This is a genomic window from Cognatundibacterium crateris, assembly GCF_010078235.1.
GTDB lineage: Bacteria > Pseudomonadota > Gammaproteobacteria > Burkholderiales > Burkholderiaceae_D > Undibacterium > Undibacterium crateris.
This window is the reverse complement of the sequence record NZ_JAABOS010000036.1, coordinates 1-791: the sequence shown is the minus strand read 5'-3', so window position 1 is coordinate 791 and position 791 is coordinate 1. Positions and strand designations below refer to the sequence as shown.

The following is a 791-nucleotide window of genomic DNA, read 5'->3' as shown; positions in this document are numbered from 1 at the left end:
GGTATCATAGCCTTGCAGTTCGAGCAGATGGACCAGTTCTTCAGTGCAAACGTTACCAGTCGCACCAGGTGCATAAGGGCAGCCACCCAAACCACCCAACGAGGCGTCGAAGCGGTCTATTCCAGCATAAACGGCTGCCAACACATTCGCTGCAGCCAGGCCACGGGTATTGTGGAAGTGCTGAGTCAATTCCAGTTGTGGGAAACATGTACGCACAGCGTAGCTGAGTTTTGCAACCTGGCTCGGATATGCCATACCTGTGGTGTCACACAGAGTCACGCCATCAATACCAAGATCGACAAAGCGTGCCGCCCAATCCAACACTGTTTTTATAGGCACATCCCCTTCCATAGGGCAGCCCATCGCCGCCGATAGCGAGACATTGATTGCCACAGGCGTTTGCTTGGCCAAGGTGATAACTTCTTTCAACTGCATGAACGACTCTTCACGCGTCATCCGAAGGTTGGTACGGTTATGGCTTTCGCTAACGGACATCACCAGATTGATTTCATCTACATTACATGAGAGTGCGCGCTCTGCACCACGAAGATTTGGCACCAACACGGTATAGATCACGCCCGACTTGCGGATAATTTGATGCATCACTGCTTCAGCATCGCGTAGTGCCGGTATCGCGCGCGGCGAGGTGAACGAGGTGACTTCGATCTTCGCATAACCACATTCGCTAAGCTGATTGACGAGGGCAATCTTGGCATCGGTTTCGACGTAAGTTGCTTCGTTCTGAAAGCCGTCGCGGGTGGCTACTTCTTGAATGTATAGACGTTTTTTTT

1 protein-coding gene is annotated in these 791 nt (G+C 51.7%); it reads right to left on the bottom strand.

Annotated elements, in window-relative coordinates; translation table 11 throughout:
* A partial coding sequence (locus EYB48_RS18995) for a hydroxymethylglutaryl-CoA lyase (RefSeq protein WP_162021941.1) occupies window positions 1-791 on the bottom strand: 791 nt, incomplete at both ends.